The 15907-nt window shown below is 56.4% G+C and carries 16 protein-coding genes; 10 read left to right on the forward strand and 6 right to left on the reverse strand.

Annotated features, from left to right (window positions below; all coding sequences use genetic code 11):
- Positions 1 to 169: 169 nt before the first annotated feature.
- Genes WC600_02790 through lysS form a run of 3 tightly spaced genes read right to left on the reverse strand, consistent with a single transcriptional unit; the run spans position 170 to position 4155 of the window.
- The gene (locus tag WC600_02790) at positions 170 to 1405 is read right to left on the reverse strand and encodes a lipoprotein-releasing ABC transporter permease subunit (protein MFA4901652.1); all 1236 of its coding nucleotides are present in this window, start codon (positions 1403 to 1405) and stop codon (positions 170 to 172) included.
- 23 nt (positions 1406 to 1428) lie between these two features.
- Complete coding sequence (locus WC600_02795; protein ID MFA4901653.1) at positions 1429 to 2664, reverse strand: FtsX-like permease family protein; 1236 nt, start codon at positions 2662 to 2664, stop codon at positions 1429 to 1431.
- A 6-nt stretch (positions 2665 to 2670) separates the two neighbouring features.
- Positions 2671 to 4155 carry a lysine--tRNA ligase gene (gene lysS, locus WC600_02800; GenBank protein MFA4901654.1) on the reverse strand — a complete coding sequence of 495 codons (1485 nt, stop codon included), beginning with the start codon at positions 4153 to 4155 and terminating at the stop codon, positions 2671 to 2673.
- A gap of 343 nt (positions 4156 to 4498) precedes the next feature.
- Here lysS and WC600_02805 point away from each other — a divergent pair, with 343 nt between their 5' ends.
- From WC600_02805 to WC600_02845, 9 genes are all read left to right on the forward strand, one after another.
- Positions 4499 to 4894: a hypothetical protein gene (locus WC600_02805; protein ID MFA4901655.1), complete on the forward strand. Its 396-nt coding sequence runs from the start codon at positions 4499 to 4501 to the stop codon at positions 4892 to 4894.
- A 356-nt stretch (positions 4895 to 5250) separates the two neighbouring features.
- Positions 5251 to 5688, forward strand: a complete 438-nt coding sequence (locus WC600_02810; protein MFA4901656.1) for a secondary thiamine-phosphate synthase enzyme YjbQ — start codon at positions 5251 to 5253, stop codon at positions 5686 to 5688.
- A 21-nt stretch (positions 5689 to 5709) separates the two neighbouring features.
- Positions 5710 to 6696, forward strand: a complete 987-nt coding sequence (locus tag WC600_02815) for a PhoH family protein (GenBank protein ID MFA4901657.1) — start codon at positions 5710 to 5712, stop codon at positions 6694 to 6696.
- Positions 6697 to 6750: 54 nt separating this feature from the next.
- On the forward strand, positions 6751 to 9177 hold the full coding sequence (locus WC600_02820) for an HDIG domain-containing metalloprotein (protein ID MFA4901658.1): 2427 nt from the start codon (positions 6751 to 6753) through the stop codon (positions 9175 to 9177).
- Positions 9077 to 9604, forward strand: coding sequence for an rRNA maturation RNase YbeY (gene ybeY, locus WC600_02825; protein MFA4901659.1), 528 nt, complete (start codon positions 9077 to 9079; stop codon positions 9602 to 9604). Before WC600_02820 ends, ybeY begins: the two co-directional genes overlap by 101 nt.
- A gap of 317 nt (positions 9605 to 9921) precedes the next feature.
- Positions 9922 to 10638, forward strand: coding sequence for a pyridoxine 5'-phosphate synthase (locus WC600_02830; protein MFA4901660.1), 717 nt, complete (start codon positions 9922 to 9924; stop codon positions 10636 to 10638).
- A 115-nt stretch (positions 10639 to 10753) separates the two neighbouring features.
- On the forward strand, positions 10754 to 11296 hold the full coding sequence (locus tag WC600_02835) for a hypothetical protein (protein ID MFA4901661.1): 543 nt from the start codon (positions 10754 to 10756) through the stop codon (positions 11294 to 11296).
- A 166-nt stretch (positions 11297 to 11462) separates the two neighbouring features.
- Positions 11463 to 12311, forward strand: a complete 849-nt coding sequence (locus WC600_02840; GenBank protein MFA4901662.1) for a PHP domain-containing protein — start codon at positions 11463 to 11465, stop codon at positions 12309 to 12311.
- A gap of 106 nt (positions 12312 to 12417) precedes the next feature.
- Positions 12418 to 12579, forward strand: a complete 162-nt coding sequence (locus tag WC600_02845) for a hypothetical protein (protein MFA4901663.1) — start codon at positions 12418 to 12420, stop codon at positions 12577 to 12579.
- Between the two features lie 259 nt (positions 12580 to 12838).
- On the opposite strand, the gene WC600_02850 is transcribed toward WC600_02845, so the two are convergent.
- On the reverse strand, positions 12839 to 13432 hold the full coding sequence (locus WC600_02850) for a PEP-CTERM sorting domain-containing protein (protein ID MFA4901664.1): 594 nt from the start codon (positions 13430 to 13432) through the stop codon (positions 12839 to 12841).
- Between the two features lie 267 nt (positions 13433 to 13699).
- A complete protein-coding gene (locus WC600_02855) occupies positions 13700 to 14110 on the reverse strand; it encodes a cupin domain-containing protein (protein ID MFA4901665.1) in 411 nt (136 codons plus the stop codon).
- A gap of 392 nt (positions 14111 to 14502) precedes the next feature.
- On the opposite strand from WC600_02855, the gene WC600_02860 reads away from it, so the two are divergent.
- Positions 14503 to 14805 (forward strand): hypothetical protein, encoded by a 303-nt coding sequence (locus tag WC600_02860; protein MFA4901666.1) that lies wholly within the window; start codon positions 14503 to 14505, stop codon positions 14803 to 14805.
- A gap of 172 nt (positions 14806 to 14977) precedes the next feature.
- Here the strand turns inward: WC600_02860 and WC600_02865 are convergent, their stop codons facing one another.
- The gene (locus WC600_02865) at positions 14978 to 15856 is read right to left on the reverse strand and encodes a class I SAM-dependent methyltransferase (GenBank protein MFA4901667.1); all 879 of its coding nucleotides are present in this window, start codon (positions 15854 to 15856) and stop codon (positions 14978 to 14980) included.
- Positions 15857 to 15907: the final 51 nt, after the last annotated feature.

Here is a 15907-nt window from a genome sequence, read left to right on the forward strand (position 1 = left end):
ATCGGTGACTTCGTAGTATTAGGTTTCATGTCTTAATACTCGTTGCCAAAAGCTTTTTTCTACTCACCCCTCACCCTCTCCCCTCAGAGGGGCGAGGAAATAAAAGGAAGGAACTTTTGGCAAGCGTTACAATTAACCCGAAACGAAAAACAAAAAATCAAAAACGGCATCACTCGTACCTGATCGCCTCCACCGGGTCCATCCGGGCCGCTTGCCAGGAGGGGTAAAGGGTGGCCAGGAAGCTGATAGCCATGGCGGCAGCGATTATGGCCAGCACATCCGGCACCTGGACCGTCACCGGCAGGGTGGAGATGTAATAGACATCCCGAGGCAGCTTGATGAATTGGTACTTTTTCAGGATGGCGCAGAGGCCCAGACCCAGTCCCAGACCGCCGATAGTGCCCAGGCCCCCGATGATCAGCCCGTTGAAGATAAATATCTTCATGATGCTTATGCGCGTGGCCCCCATGGACTTGAGGATGGCGATGTCCCGGGTCTTTTTCATGACCATCATGAACAGGGTCGAGGAGATGCCGAAGGCCGCCACCAGGATGATCAAGGTCAGGATGATAAACATGGCGATCTTCTCGAGCTTCAAGGCAGCGAACAGGCTGCGGTTCATATACATCCAGTTGCGGGTATAAAAAGGCGGCCCGAGTTTTTTCTGAATGACCTCCGCCAGTTCCGCCGCAGCATAGATATCTTTGATTTCCACTTCCAGGCCGGTGACCCGGCGACCCAGCCCCAAAAATTCCTGCAGGGCCGGGATGCTGGTGTAGACCAGGGAAGAGTCGAACTCGTACATGCCGGAATGAAAAATGGCGGCGATACGAAAGGCCTTCATCCGGGGCAACCTGCCCATGGGCGTCAGAGTGCCCAACGGCGAGATGACGTTCAGGTAGTCTCCCACCGAAAGGTTGAGGTTCCGGGCGAGTTCGTTGCCGATGGCGGCCAGAGGCGGTTCTCCGGGCTCCCCCGCCGCCAGGTCGGCGAATTTCCCCTGCACCACATCCAGGGCACGGGGCCCGCCCGCCCGAATCGTCGCCGGGTCCAGACCCCGGACGATCCCCCCCGCAATGTTCCCCGGTGAAGAGTACATCACCTGAGTATAGATGAACGGATCAACCGAAACCACCCCGGGGATATCCTTGATCTTGGCGGCCACCTGCTCCTCGTCCGTGAGACTGGCGCCGTGCTTATGCACCAGGATGTGGGCGTTGACGCTGAGGATCTTTTTCTTCAGGTCAAGGTCAAAGCCGGTCATCACCCCGATGACCACGATGAGGGCCATAACCCCAACCATCACCCCGGCTACGGAAATAAAGGTGGATAGCGGCAGAAAACCTTTCTGGCGCTTGACTCCTCGAAGTAGCCGCAAGGCTACAAAGGTTTCAAAAAAGCCCAAACCTGCGCAGCCTCCTTTAGCCCTTATTCATAGCGGATGCCCTCAACTGGATTCAGACGGGCTGCCTGCCAGGAAGGGTAAAGTGAAGCAATGAGGGTGATGGCTAAAGCTGCAATGATGATGGCCAAGAGGTCCATGGCCTGAATCTGGACCGGCAAGGTGTCCAGGTAATAGATATCTTTTGGTATTTTGATGAATTGATATTTCTGCAATACTTCGCACAGGGTCAATCCTGACAAGACCCCCAAGGAGGTCCCCACTGCTCCGATAAACAAGCCATTCAAGACAAAGATTTCTATAATGCTTCGGCTGGTGGCCCCCATGGATTTGAGGATCGCGATATCCTTGGTTTTTTTCATCACCATCATAAAGAGGGTGCTGGCGATGCCGAAGGCTGCCACCATGATGATCAAGGTCAATATAATAAACATGGTGATTTTTTGCATTTTTAAAGCCGCAAACAGCGGCCCGTGCATGGTTTGCCAGTCTTTCGTGTAAAAGGGCGCGCCAAGTTTCTCATCAATGACGCGCGCCACTTGGCCGACGGCATAGATATCCTTTACCTGAACTTCCAACCCCGTAATCTGGTTGCCCAGCCCTAAAAACTCCTGTACCCGAGGAATGCTGAGAAACATGAGCCCCGAATCAAATTCATACATACCTGTATGGAAAATGGCGCCAACCCGGAATGATTTCATGCTGGGCTGGCGGCCCGCAGCCGTGCGGCTTCCCAAGGGGGAGATGACGTTCAGGTAGCTGCCCACTTTGAGGTTGAGCGTCTGGGCCATCTCATTGCCGATGGCTGTGACCGGCGATTCCCCCGGTATATCGGCGGTCAGATCCTTCCAGTGCCCTGCTTGGAGCCTCAGACCTTTTGGGCCTCCGGCGGTGAGCAGGTCCGGATCGATGCCTCGCAGTACTCCACCGGAGAGGCCTTCCCCTGAAGATACCATTACCTGGGTATATATGAATGGATGGGCCGCGCTGACCCCGGGTAGAGCCTCTACTTTTTGAACCACCTGCTTGTAGTCGGTAAAGAGGGAACCCTTTTTCAAGAGAACGATGTGCGCGTTAATGCCCAGGATCTTCTTCTCCATTTCCTGGGTGTACCCGGTCATCACCCCGATGACCACGATGAGGGCCATGACCCCCACCATCACCCCGGCCATCGAAATAAAGGTGGATAGGGAGAGAAAGCCTTTTTGGCGCTTGACCCCCTTGAGCAACCGCAGGGCTACGAACGATTCGAAGAAACCCAAGGCAGCTTACCTCTCCGGTCTGAGGAGCGGAAACAAAATGACGTCCCGGATGGAAGCCGAATCGGTGAGGAGCATCACCAGCCGGTCGATGCCGATCCCCTCGCCGGCGGTAGGCGGCATGCCCTGCTCCAGCGCGATGACGTAATCCTCGTCCAGGGCGTGGGGCATCTCTTCATCGCCCGCGGCATGGGCGTCCAGTTGCGCCTCGAAGCGGCTCCGCTGGTCCACCGGATCGTTGAGCTCGGAGAAGGCATTGGCCAGTTCCCGCCCGGCAATGAACAGCTCGAAGCGGTCCACCACCTCAGCATCCACGTCGCTGCACCGGGACAGAGGAGAGGTCTCCCGGGGATAACCCAGGATAAAAGTAGGCTGCTGCAGGCGGGCTTCCACCTTGAGGTCGAAGAGTTTTGTCAGGGCGCGGCCGTAGCCCTCGCCCGGACGCAGAGTGACGCCTTCCTCTTTGGCCAGATTCACCAGGGCCTCCCGGTCCCGTACTACCTCCGCGGGGATGCCTCCGATCCGAGTCAGGGACTCCCTCAGATCCAGTCGGGTCCAGGGAGGGGTAAGGTCAATCTCGACCCCCTGGTAGATCAGCCGCGTGCTTCCCAGGACCTCTTGGGCCACCTGGGCGATCAGCTCTTCGGTAAGGGCCATAAGGTCTTCATAGGTAGCATAGGCCTGGTAAAACTCCAGCATGGTGAATTCGGGATTGTGCTGGATGGACAGACCTTCGTTACGGAAATTCCGGTTGATCTCGAAGACCCGGTCGAACCCGCCGATCACCAGGCGCTTCAGGTAGAGCTCCGGCGCGATCCTCAGATAAAGGGTCATGTCCAGGGCCTGATGATGGGTGACAAAAGGCCGGGCCGTGGCGCCCCCGGGAATGGGCTGCATCATGGGGGTTTCCACTTCCAGGTAGCCCCGGTTCTGGAAGAATTGCCGCATTAAACTGATAATCGCGGCGCGCCTGATGAACACCTCCCGGACCTGGGGGTTGACCATCAGGTCCAGGTAGCGCTGGCGATACCTGGTCTCGACATCGGTGAGGCCGTGGTATTTTTCCGGCAAGGGTAATAGGGCCTTGGTGAGCAGGACGAATTTGGACACCGCCAGGGTGAGTTCCCCGGTTTTGGTGCGGAAGAGCGTGCCCTCGAAGCCCACGATGTCTCCCAGGTCCAGGCGTTTAAAGAGAGCGAACTCATCCGCCCCCAACACCTGTTTCTGCACGTAAGCCTGGATGCGGCTGGTGCCGTCCTGGATGTGGCAGAAGCTGGCCTTGCCGAACTCCCGGAGCAGCATGAGGCGGCCCGCCACGCTGAACCTCTGGTCCAGGGCCTCAAGCCCGGGGCCGTCCAAAGCGCCGAACTCCTCTATGACCTGGGCGATGGTATGGGTGGGAACGAAGCGATTATAAAATGGATCAATGCCCTGCGCCCTCAAGTCATCGATCTTTTGCAAGCGCTGGGTGCGAATCTGGTCGGATTGTGCCATGCGATTTCAGCCTGATAGTAGGTGCCGTTGGATGGGTCCTTAAACTTACATTTTTTAGATTATTCCCGGCCCTTAGTCAAGGATTAAAGCCGGACCTCCCGGCCGAGAGCCCGCTTGGGCGGCCCCGCAGTGTCCCGTCTGGATATGCCGTATTAACAAAATATGTGGCATCTTCCGTAGAGGCGCCCCTTCGTGTGCACCCTTCATCAGGGCCGGACAAATAGGACTGCCCCTACAGAAAATTGTTTTATTTCCAAAGCAAAAAGATACTTATCTAGATTGACAAAGAATTATGTGTAATTATTATTTAAACTAATTAATAAAGTTAACCAAGGAGGAAATTATGGAAAACAAGAAGGAATTTTTTTTCGTGGTCCTCATCCTCTTTGCCATTGTGACTGTTCTTACTTTTCTGCCAGCAAGCGCTCAAGGGAAGCGTTACCCAAAGTTTGACGTTTGCATAGCTAATGAAACAAATATTCCTGTCAACTATAGGTACCGATGGTGCACCAGAGCCGGAAAAGGATGTCGAGATTACAAAAAGACCACCATTCGTCCGGGTTCTACAAATACACATACATCGCCCGAGGGAATGGCCAGACTGGATGTTGAAATGCATACCGGCGGTGCGAAAGGGTATTACAAGACTTATTCCATAGAAGGAGAGACCGAAGGTTGTAAGCTGCAATACGCAATTGGAACAGTCGAAGGTGGCCATTTGCGGATTTTTAAAAAATGATAGCGATGTGACCATTGCTCTTATGGCCTTTAAGGCCATAGCCGCCATCTCGGGGGCTGAGGACTCACGGTCACGCGGCTGGAACCCCGCCGGAAACTCTTGACCGAAAACCTTGAAAAACTTCGGGAGGTGGCCGACGTCCAATGCTAAAGGCGGGATGCGCTTCGCTTTCCCGCCCTACGCTACGGCCCTGAGCCCGGCGGATTATCAACGCCTGCTGGACGAATAATGCAAGGGCTCGCCGCCCGCCTTCTCCGATCGCTTGCCTTCACCCTCTCTAAAAAATTACCGAGAACCCTCAAAAAGCATTGAAAACTTGTAGTTTGCTCCGAATTTTGCTAACATTTATTTTTACGATGTTTGCGATAGACGCGTTCACTCTTACAGTCAACACCACCGCTGGGACCGACATTCTGGATCTTACCGACATCGTGACGGGCCGGGTTCAGGAAACCGGGGTGATCGAGGGCTTGCTCACCCTCTTCATCTCAGGGTCCACCGCGGCTTTGAGCACCATCGAATTCGAGTCCGGCGTGGTCAACGATTTGCGGGCCGCCATCCAGCGCCTCTTCCCCCTAGATATCGCTTACGAGCATGATCGCCGCTGGGGCGACGGTAACGGCTACGCCCACGTCCGCGCCGCTTTTCTCAAGCCATCGCTAAGCATCCCCATTGCCGAGGGCAGCCTGCTCCTGGGCACCTGGCAGCAAATCGTCTTACTGGACTTCGACAACCGGCCCCGGCAGCGCCACATCCAGGGCCAGGTGATGGGACTCCACCGCAACCACGGATAACCTCCCCAGTTAAAAACCCCCATGGCTAACGTCCAACTCACTTTTGAGGATAATTCCCTGGCTCAAGCCCTTTACGGCGAGCATAGCAAGCACCTGGCCATTGTCAGCCGCAGCCTGGGAGTAAAGCACCACGTCCGGGGCAACCAGGTAACCCTGCAGGGACCCGAGGCCGACGTGCGCCTGGCCCAACGCGTGCTCCAAGAACTCTACGGCCTGCTTCAATCGGGGTATCCGGTCCTGGCCCAGGACGTGCAATATACGATAAAGATTCTCCAGGACAAAGAGAGCGCCTCCGTCAAGGACATCTTCCTGGACACGGTTTACATTTCCGCCATGAAGCGGCGCATCTCCCCCAAAAGCCTCAACCAGAAGCGCTACATTGAGGCTATCCGCACGCATGACATTGTCTTTGGCGTCGGCCCCGCGGGCACCGGTAAAACCTACCTGGCCATGGCCATGGCGGTGGCCGCTCTGATGAATAACGATTGCATCCGCATCGTGCTGGCCCGCCCTGCGGTTGAGGCCGGCGAAAAGCTGGGCTTCCTGCCGGGCGATTTAGCGGAAAAGGTGAACCCCTATTTGCGCCCCCTTTACGATGCGCTTCATGATATGATGGACTTCGAAAAGGCCACCCGGCTGGTGCAGCGCGGCACCATCGAGGTGGCGCCCCTGGCCTTCATGCGGGGCCGCACCTTAAACGATTCTTTTGTCATCCTGGACGAGGCCCAGAATACCACGTCCGAGCAGATGATGATGTTTTTGACCCGCCTGGGCTTCGGGTCCAAGGCGGTGATCACCGGGGACGTGACCCAGATCGACCTGCCCCCCGGAGCGCGCTCCGGGTTGGTTGAGGCCCGGGACCTGCTCCAGGAGGTGGAAGGCATTGCCTTCGTCCACTTCACTGAACGGGACGTGGTGCGTCATCCCCTGGTGCAGGACATCATCCGGGCCTATGACCTCCGCCGGACCCGTCGAGCCAGCCATGAGGCGGACCCGCCTCTTACTTAAAGAACTCACGAAGAACCGGCCTGGGCCAAGCGCCCATGCCGCCGGAGCACCTATATGACTGAAAAAGACGTCCCCAAAACCATCAGCCGGATCTATGGCTTGGGACGCAACCTGAGGGCCAAACTGCCCAAGGTCTTATCCAAGAAAAGCCTCCTGTCCCCCGGTCAGGAGCGGACCACCAAGATCGCTCTGCTGGTCGGCTTGAGCCTGCTTCTGGCCCTCATCCTGTCGCCCCACATTTCCGAGCCTCTGGGTAAGTACCGGGTTGGGGATGTGGCCCGGGAAAACGTCAAGGCCACCGGCGAATTCCTGGTTGAGGATGTGGAGACTACGGCCAAGAAGCGGCAAGAGCTGATGACCCAAATCCCCCCGGTATTCGATCTCCAGGAGCAGTTGGGGGACCAGGTGCAGCAGCGGCTCCAAAAAGCCATGGACTTCATGCGGCGCATCTCCCAGGAAGCCGTGCTGCCCCGGGAGGGCCGGTCCAACGGCAAACCTCAGGTGCCCTACAAGTATCTTTTGGAACACAAGTCTGAATTCGATCAAATCCTGGGGGTCACTATCCCCAAACCAACCTTTCACCTCCTGGCCAAAGCCGATTTTTCACCCTATCTGGAAGCCATGATCAGCCAGGTGTTGGGGCAGTTTTTCAGCCAGGGGGTGACGAGCGGCCGCGCCATCCTGCAACCGGAGCCCCGGGAGATTATGGTGCGCCGCCTGCCCTCCCGTAAGGAGATGGTTGAGCATCCGCCTTACCCCTTCGTGGTACTTGATGAGGGACGCAAATCCGCCGCCGGGTACTGCCGGGACGTAGCCGTGGAAGTGTCTCCCGCCGATCGCTGGCTGGTGTGCGATCTGACCCAGCTTCTCCTGGTGCCCAACGTTTCCCCCAACTGGGCCGAAACCCATGAACGTCAACAAGCCCGCCTCAAGGAGTTGCAGCCCGCCTACTTCTTAGTCAAGCGGGGCGAGATTCTGGTGCGGGAAGGCGAGCGCATCACCCCCCTCCACCAAGTGAAATTGCAGGCTCAGAGCAAGATTTACCCCCGCAGTCGTGGCATCCTCATCTTCTTCGGCCTCTTCTTCAGCCTGGCGGTCCTGCTGGCGGTCTCCTATAAACTGGCCCGCATTGCCCTGCGCCAATTTTCCAGGAGTCTGAGGGATCTGAGCTTTGTCGCGGCCCTGCTCTTGGCGAGCACCCTTCTGAACAAGAGTCTTTTGGTGCTGGGGGATAATCTCTCCCGGAACCTTCCCCTGGTGAGCCAAAATCTGGTATACATCCTGCCTCAGGGGCTGGCGGCCATCTTTGCCGCCATGTTTCTGGGATTGGAAACTGGGGTGGGGGTGGCCTTACTCGGCGCGATCTTTACCGCCTTCATGATGGATAAGCCCTTTCCCCTCTTTATCTACTTTGTCATTGCCGGTATGGTGGGAGTCTGGGGAGTGAAGAATTGCCGCCGGCGCAACGCCCTGATTCAAACCGGTCTATGCATCGCCGCGGCCAACATGATCTTGGTGGCGGCTTTCAAATTCTTGGAGTTCCCCTTCACCTTCAGAGACTTGCTTGTCGGCGAGAGCTTTGCCTTGGGTGGCGGGGTGGTCACCGGCATTCTGGCCCTGGGACTGACCCCCATTATGGAATCGTTGTTCCGGTACTCTTCCAATATTCGCCTTCTGGAACTCCTGAACCTGGATCAGCCCATGCTCAAAGAACTGATGCTCATCGCGCCGGGGACCTACCATCATTCCATGGTGGTGGGCCAGATGGTGGAAGCCGCGGCGGAGACCATCGGGGCTAACCCCATGCTGGCCAAGGCCGCGGCCTATTACCATGACGTCGGCAAAATCAAAAAGCCGGCCTATTTTGTGGAAAACCAGATGGGCGGGGAAAATAAGCACGAGAAGCTGGCCCCTTCCATGAGCAGCCTGATCCTCATCTCCCATGTGAAGGACGGCGTCGACCTGGCCAGGAAGTATAAGCTGGGGGAGGGCATCGCCGAGATCATCCGCCAGCATCATGGCACCAACATGATCGCCTACTTCTTCCACAAGGCCAAGACCCAGGCGGCCAATCCCAACCAGGTCAAAATGGAGGATTACCGCTATCCGGGGCCCCGGCCCCAAACCAAGGAAGCCGGATTGGTGATGTTGGCGGATCAGGTGGAAGCGGCCTCCCGGACCCTGACGGACCCCACCTCGGCGCGCATTCAGGGCATGGTCCAGAAGATTATCAATAACGTCTTTGCGGACGGTCAGCTCGATGAATGTGAACTCACTCTCAAGGATCTTCATCACATTGCCAGGAGTTTCAACAAGATCTTGAGCGGCATCTTTCACCAGCGCATCCATTATCCCCAGTCCGTCGACAAGAAAAAGTCCAATGAAGATCTGGATAAGCAACCGCCAAAGAAAAACGGTTATAAGCCAGGAGAATCTCAGGAAAAAAGCCGCGAAGATCTTAAGCGCCTTGGGATGGCCTAAAGGCGAACTGAGCCTCACCCTGATTAATGACCGGGCCATGGCCCGCCTAAACCGGGCCACCTTCGGGCGCCGCGGCCCCACCAACGTCATCTCCTTTCCCCTGGATGTGGAACAGGCGGCCTCGCCGGTTCGGTTAATGCCGGGGACGACTGTTCTCCATGCTCCTGACCCCTCTCCGGTAGTTTCCGCTAGCGGCCCCCCAGTCCTCCTGGGAGAGGTAGTGATTTCCCTGGAAACCACCCGCCGCCAAGCCCAGGAATTCGACTGGCCTTGGCAGGAACTCCTTGATTTTTTTATGATTCACGGCGTTTTACATCTGTTGGGCTACGACCACGAGGACCCTATCTCCGAAGCGAGCATGGATGCCCGGGCCTGGGAGTTGATGAGTGTGCTCTACCCCGGCCGCCAGTGGGACCAGGAATTATAGGGCTTCCCGTTGACCCCAGGTCGTTTGAGCATATCAGGCCCCAGCCTTTCCCAAGGGGGAGAGGAATAAAAAAGGAAAGGGCTTTTGGCAAGCGCTCTCGTTTGCCCAAGCGCAGCTTGAGCCATAATTGCGTTCCCAAGTGCAACTTGGGAACGAGAGGTAACAAATTAAAGTAGGGTGCGTCTCACGCACCATTTTTGGCGCGTAAGACGCGCCCTACGAGATTCATTTTCAGAGCAGGGGTGAAAGGCGGTTGCTGCGAGACAGGCAAAAAGAGTATAAATATATGTTTGTGTCATTTTATAAGGAGAATCGACGTGCCGCGACTGGAAGTTAATGTTGATCATATAGCCACCCTGCGCCAGGCCCGCCTCATCGATGAGCCGGACCCGGTGACCGCCGCGGCCCTGGCCGAACTGGCCGGCGCCGACGGCATCATCGTCCACTTACGGGAAGATCGGCGTCACATTCAGGACCGGGATCTGGAACTGCTGCGGGCCACCATCAAGACCCGCCTTAACCTGGAGATGGCCGCCACCCCGGAGATGCTGGAAATTTCCCGGGGGGTGAAGCCCGACCTGGTGACCCTGGTGCCGGAAAAACGCCAGGAACTTACCACCGAAGGGGGCCTGGAAGTGGCGGGGAATAAGCCCTTTCTGCAAAGCTATGTCCGGGACCTGAAGGAAGTCGGGTTGCGGGTCAGCCTCTTCGTGGACCCGGTGACGCCACAGATCGACGCGGCCAAAGAAATGGGGGCCGAGTGGGTGGAGTTGCACACCGGCACCTACGCCGACGCCATCACTCGGAGTGAGGCCACCCGGCTCTTCCAGGAACTCCTGAACGCGGCCCGGCACGCCCGCAGCCTGGGGTTGAAGGTCAAGTGCGGCCATGGCCTCAACTATCGCAATATCAAGCCGTTTCGGGGCCGGGAGGAATTCGCCGAATTCTCCATCGGCCACAGCATCATGGCCCGGGCCATTTTAGTGGGTATTGAACGCGCCGTCCGGGAAATGGTGGAACTGATCAGGTGGTAAAATAGCTGTCAGCTTTCAGCCCAAGACTTCACCTTGGAGGCGAGCGTAGGGGGCGTCCTGCGCACCATCTTCTGTATTCAAGCTCCCAATTGGGAATGAGGGGCAGCAAGGTCTTATGAATAACCTTGATAAGCCTGGCGTCAATGGCAAACCCGAAAGAGAGCAGATGAAATCTCTTGCTTTCGGCATGGTCAGCGGAATCAGCCGGCTGCTGGTGGATAAAGGTTTTGCTCAGAAGCCCATTGATATCGTGGAAGCCCTGGTCTTTGCCATGTTTATCATCGCCGATACGTATGCTTTGGCCAAGCCCGACAAGGATTTGGCCCGAGAAGTGATACATGGTTTTTATGATGATATGCAAAACCATTTTATTAATAAGGTTATCATCGAAGATCATAAGATTACCGACGCCGAAGAGATTCAGTCGGTCTCGGATAAATTTTATGATCTCAGCCGCAGCAGATATGCGCAGTACGGGGAAAAATTCAAACAGGATATTGCCGATCCGATGGCCCTGTCCTGCCCGACCACGGTGAGCTATCTGTTGGATAATCTTTTTATCCAACCCCTTAATAACGAAGAAAAAATTCAATTGATGGGCCAGGTGTCGGATGAAGTTCTCTATTTCTGGGCCGGGTGCGTGCAGAATTTTAAATAAATAATAGAGTCTACGAGTACCCATGTGGATTCGCTTGCCAAGCTGGAGCTTGGGCCGAAACTGGCGTTCCCAAGCTGGAGCTTGGGAACGAGGGGAATATACTCGCTTCCCAAGCCGGAGCCTGGGAGCGGGGTGAAGTTATGGGAGGCTTGAAATAAAAGAACTCATCGACCTACACGTCCATTCCACTGCATCTGACGGCTCTTATCCGCCGGCGGAAGTGGTGCGCCTGGCGAAAGCAGGGGGCCTTAAGGCCATGGCGCTGACCGACCACGACACCGTTGACGGTCTGGCCGAGGCCGTAGCCGCAGGGGAGCGCCTGGGGGTGGAGGTTATCCCCGGCGTGGAGATCAGCGCGCAATGTCCCGGCGGCACCATACACATCCTGGGCCTGTTCGTGGACTACCACAATGGCCTCCTGGATCAGCGCCTGGCGGTGCTCAAGCAGGCCCGGATCGAGCGCAACCCTCTGATCATCAAAAAGCTGAACGATCTGGGGGTCAACATCACCATGGCGCGGGTGGAGGAAATCTCCGGCGGCGGCCAGGTGGGCCGGCCCCACATCGCCCGGGCGCTTATGGAAGCGGGCTACGTGCGCAGCATTCAGCAGGCCTTCGATACGTACCTGCGTATGGGCGGCAAGGCCTACGTCAGCAAGTTCCGGTTTCCCCCGGACCAGGCCCTGGCCATGATTCGAGAGGCTCAGGGCATCCCGGTCCTGGCCCACCCCTTCACCCTCAACCTGGGGGCGTTTGCGCTGAAAAACCGCATCGTCGAACTGAAAGGTCTGGGGTTAGCCGGCCTGGAAGTCTTTTACTCGGAGCACTCTTCAGAGCAGGAAGCCCTGTACTTCAAGTTGGCCCGGGAATTGGACCTCCTGGTCACCGGCGGCTCCGACTTCCACGGCCAGAACAAGCCGGAGATCAGCCTGGGGAGCATGCCCTGCCAAAGCAAACTCACCTACAATCTGGTGGAGGCCCTGAAGGCCTGGCGCCGCCAAACTTACCCGGGCTAATGGCGGCCCATAGTTCAATTTCCCCTGTCAAGAATTGACAGGGGAGCAGGTCCGATTTATAATATATATAGGACGTTGAGGAAAAAAGAAAAGGAGGTGGAGCCGCATGTGCTGCCACGACAAAGACAAGCATGAACACGAGCATACGCACGGGGCGTGTACCCACACGCATGAGGGGCAGGAGCATAGCCATGAGGAAGGGGCGCACGCTCACGAGCACACCCACGAAGACGGGCACCATAAGCACGAACATAAGTGCTGCCACTAACGGAAAGCCACGGGTAATCTAACAACTAAGCCACGAAGGCCGTCTCCGGGATGAATCCTGGAAAGAGCATTCGTGGCTTTCCCTTTTTCTATTTCCTGCGCAGGCCACTAATACCGAGTTGCATCCAAAGAGCAATGTTGGGTAGCCGCAGGCTATAGCCTGTGCCTGCACAGGCGAGACGCCTGTGCCACCGTTTGAATGCGAATTGGTATAAAAAGGCGACCCCTGGAGGCCACCTTGATAAGGGCTTCGGGGGAACTCAGACAGACTTTCGCCGCCGGCAGACAGCCGCCCCCAGAAGGCCGGAACTCAGGAGGACAAGAGTGCATGGTTCGGGGACCGCGGTAGGAGTAAACATCCCTACCGCGCTATGGTTGAAGGGCAGATCCGCCTTTACCCAATCTCCGGAGAAGCCTTTATTGACATTATAGATGTGAGCGAAGCCGAGCGCGTCTAATTCCTCACAGGCAGGTATACTCCTGGACCCCCCTGCGCACATGATGAGAAGATAGTCATCGTGGGTGAACTCGCTGTTGACCTCAGCAATGAAATTTTTGTTCTTCGTCGCCTTGCCTTTATCAATAAACATATAGGGAAGGTTAATGACCTTCCTCTCCGGTTCTTCCAGGAATGCCCCAACTCCCGTGGAACTTATTCCAGGGTGGCCCACGCTCAACCATTCTCCAGGAGTCCGTATGTCCAGAAGCCAGGCGTCGGGGATATATGAACTACTCGCCGGATTCAAAAAATCATAGGCCTGTTGAGCGGAAATATTGATAACTGTGGCAGAGGCCGGAGGGAGACAGAAAAGGGTAAGCGCCAAGACAAATAAGAGGATAGGTAACTTACGCATTTTATTTCCTTCCTTATCAGGGTTGTAAAGTGGCTTAACCTGAGGAATAGAGGTGCCCGCCCGTGACCCAAATCCTTACTGCGAGTGCCGTGTTTTCGTGGCCCCGAGTGTTGCAGGTCAGGTTTGTCTCAGGTTCGATAGCTCTAAATCAAAATTTAATATAATTTGAATTAAAGTCAAGAATTTTTAAATAATTTACAATATATTTTATTCAAAAGGGCGCGGAAAGAACACCAGGCGATCGTCTATAATGTTTTTGAGAGTCGCCTATTGGGCTATCCGGTGCGGGACTGTCTCAGGGCCGGTGATGGCAGCCTCTCCGACGGCTTCCCGCCAGGCCAGGAGGTAAAGGATCTCCGAGCCTGGGTTTTTGAGCGCATGGGCGATCCCCGGCGGGATATAGATCAGGGTGCTGTCCCCGGAAATAAGCCTCTCCTGGACTTGACCCGGGTCCACTTCCCAAATAAGGCTGCCTATGCCGTGGAAAGGGTAGAGCCATTCGGCATGGCCGGGATGGTAGTGGTTGCCTCGGCTATGGCCCGGACGGATGGAAACCAGATGGAAGGTTTTGCTGAGGTCCTCGGGCGCCTGGAGCCGGCCCTGCCAGGGAAAGTAGCTCATGCCCCGAGTGTCGGCGTGAATTTCTCCACTCAGATCGATAAATTGCACGGTTACCATCTGAACTCCCTCGGTGGCGGCAAAAGCATCGCCAAAGAATTGCTGACCATTAATAATCTAAGGATTGCTGCTCGGAAATAAAGAGGGAGAGGTTTAAGTTTGAGGATTTTCCAGGAGTTCTTGCGCGGCCAGCCATCCACGGCTCACCACCTTCATCTCGCCGGCCTTGCATTTTTATCGTGATCTGGTAGAGTGTTCCCGCCGGTTTGGAACTGCGCCGGCACGATATCCGGGTCGGCCCGACATTATACCCGTTGCCAAAAGTTTTTCCGATTCACCTTGCACCCTCTCGCCAAGAGGCAAAGGCGGGATGCGCTGCGCTTTCCCGCCCTACGGATGGGGGGAGAGGGAATAAAAGGAAGAAATTTTGGCAATCTCCATAACTGACTAACATGGCCACAATCAACGACTTGATATTGGTGCATCTGGACCGGAACCCTGCGTTTTATGCCCGTATAAACGATATCAACCCGGATGTCAAACGCGGCTGGTATCAGGTGGAACTGTTGGTGCTTGCCCTGCCACCCCAGAACCTGGTTTGGATTCTGGAGGACACCCACCTCCAGGGAGAAGAGTTCACCATGGGCGGGCGGCCGGTGAAGCTGGAGCTTATCCCCCCCAAGGACCTGCCCGAACCCGGCTCTCCTACTCCGGAAAACAAGGCCAAAGTAATCCCCCTGATCCGCAAGACCTGAGCGAAGCCGCCTGATTTGGTTTATGCTTGTGGCCAAAAGTTTTTTCCGACTCATCTCTCACCCTCTCGCCAAGCGGCAAAGGCGGGATGCGCTGCGCTTTCCCGCCCTACGGATGAGGGGAGAGGGGATAAAAGAAAGGAACTTTTGGCAAGCGCTATAAGTGTGGTGGGGGCTACCTGGGCTGGTACATCCAATATTTCTGCCACCAGGGCAATTTGCGCCAGATAAACAAGAGCTTCAGGTAATAGAGGTAGCGGTGGCGGTTGAGGGCAACCATGACTTGCCGGGCCATGTCAGGGTCCACTGCAGGCTGCTGAGGGGGGGCGGGACGGGCAAGTATCTGGAAGGAGTCCCGGCGAAAGATCCGGAGATTTTCTTGACGCCACCCCGCCTTGGCGAGCAACCAGCCCAGGGTTTGGGGGGCAAAATAGAAGTTGTGGGCCGGGGAGAACATCCGCCGGTAGCTCACTTTGGGGGCCAAGACGTTGGGGGTCTCTAAGAAGAGCCAGGTATCTGGATGGGCGAGGGTCCGGACCTGGCGCAAAAAGGCCAGCGGATCAGGGAAATGTTCGATCACGTGGGAGGCCAGGATCAGATCGAACTGTTGAGCCCCGAAGCTCACATCTTCGAAATGGAGGGGCACGACCTCGAGCCCATAGTTTTCCCGGGCATAGGCTGCCTGGTCCGGATCGGGCTCCACCGCCCACACCTCGGCTCCCAGACTCTTCAGCTTGCCGCTGACCAGGCCCAGACCGCAGCCAATCTCCAGGACGCTCCCGCCGGTTTCGAAGACAGGCTGAATCAAAGGCCACTGCAAGTGCCAGCGCTTCTCCAGTTTCGCCAGTTGCCGAGTGTTATCCATGGCACCCGTATGCCACTGGCGGGAGCTTATGGCCGCTGCTTGGCGATCCCGGTCTTCGATTACCGGGTTGTGGTAGACCAAGCCGCACTGACGACACTCCACCGTAGTAATGGGGAGATCCCGTTCCCGGCGCCGGTTCACCAGGAGAGTGCTATCCTGCTCACAGAGAGGGCAGAGGATCGTTTGCATGGTCACCTGAACGTTTGTTGATGAGCGTTCGCAAATCAACCTTGCGAACCG

It is taken from the genome of Desulfobaccales bacterium (assembly GCA_041648175.1).
Taxonomy (GTDB): Bacteria; Desulfobacterota; Desulfobaccia; order Desulfobaccales; family 0-14-0-80-60-11; genus 0-14-0-80-60-11.

Bases quoted from the DNA above. Each gene is read 5' to 3' on its own strand.
- lysS (MFA4901654.1), bottom strand. From the start codon at position 4,155: ATGGCACAATCCGACCAGATTCGCACCCAGCGCTTGCAAAAGATCGAT.
- WC600_02805 (MFA4901655.1), top strand. From the start codon at position 4,499: ATGGAAAACAAGAAGGAATTTTTTTTCGTGGTCCTCATCCTCTTTGCC.
- WC600_02810 (MFA4901656.1), top strand. From the start codon at position 5,251: ATGTTTGCGATAGACGCGTTCACTCTTACAGTCAACACCACCGCTGGG.
- WC600_02815 (MFA4901657.1), top strand. From the start codon at position 5,710: ATGGCTAACGTCCAACTCACTTTTGAGGATAATTCCCTGGCTCAAGCC.
- WC600_02820 (MFA4901658.1), top strand. From the start codon at position 6,751: ATGACTGAAAAAGACGTCCCCAAAACCATCAGCCGGATCTATGGCTTG.
- ybeY (MFA4901659.1), top strand. From the start codon at position 9,077: ATGAAGATCTGGATAAGCAACCGCCAAAGAAAAACGGTTATAAGCCAG.
- WC600_02835 (MFA4901661.1), top strand. From the start codon at position 10,754: ATGAATAACCTTGATAAGCCTGGCGTCAATGGCAAACCCGAAAGAGAG.
- WC600_02845 (MFA4901663.1), top strand. From the start codon at position 12,418: ATGTGCTGCCACGACAAAGACAAGCATGAACACGAGCATACGCACGGG.
- WC600_02850 (MFA4901664.1), bottom strand. From the start codon at position 13,432: ATGCGTAAGTTACCTATCCTCTTATTTGTCTTGGCGCTTACCCTTTTC.
- WC600_02855 (MFA4901665.1), bottom strand. From the start codon at position 14,110: ATGGTAACCGTGCAATTTATCGATCTGAGTGGAGAAATTCACGCCGAC.
- WC600_02860 (MFA4901666.1), top strand. From the start codon at position 14,503: ATGGCCACAATCAACGACTTGATATTGGTGCATCTGGACCGGAACCCT.
- WC600_02865 (MFA4901667.1), bottom strand. From the start codon at position 15,856: ATGCAAACGATCCTCTGCCCTCTCTGTGAGCAGGATAGCACTCTCCTG.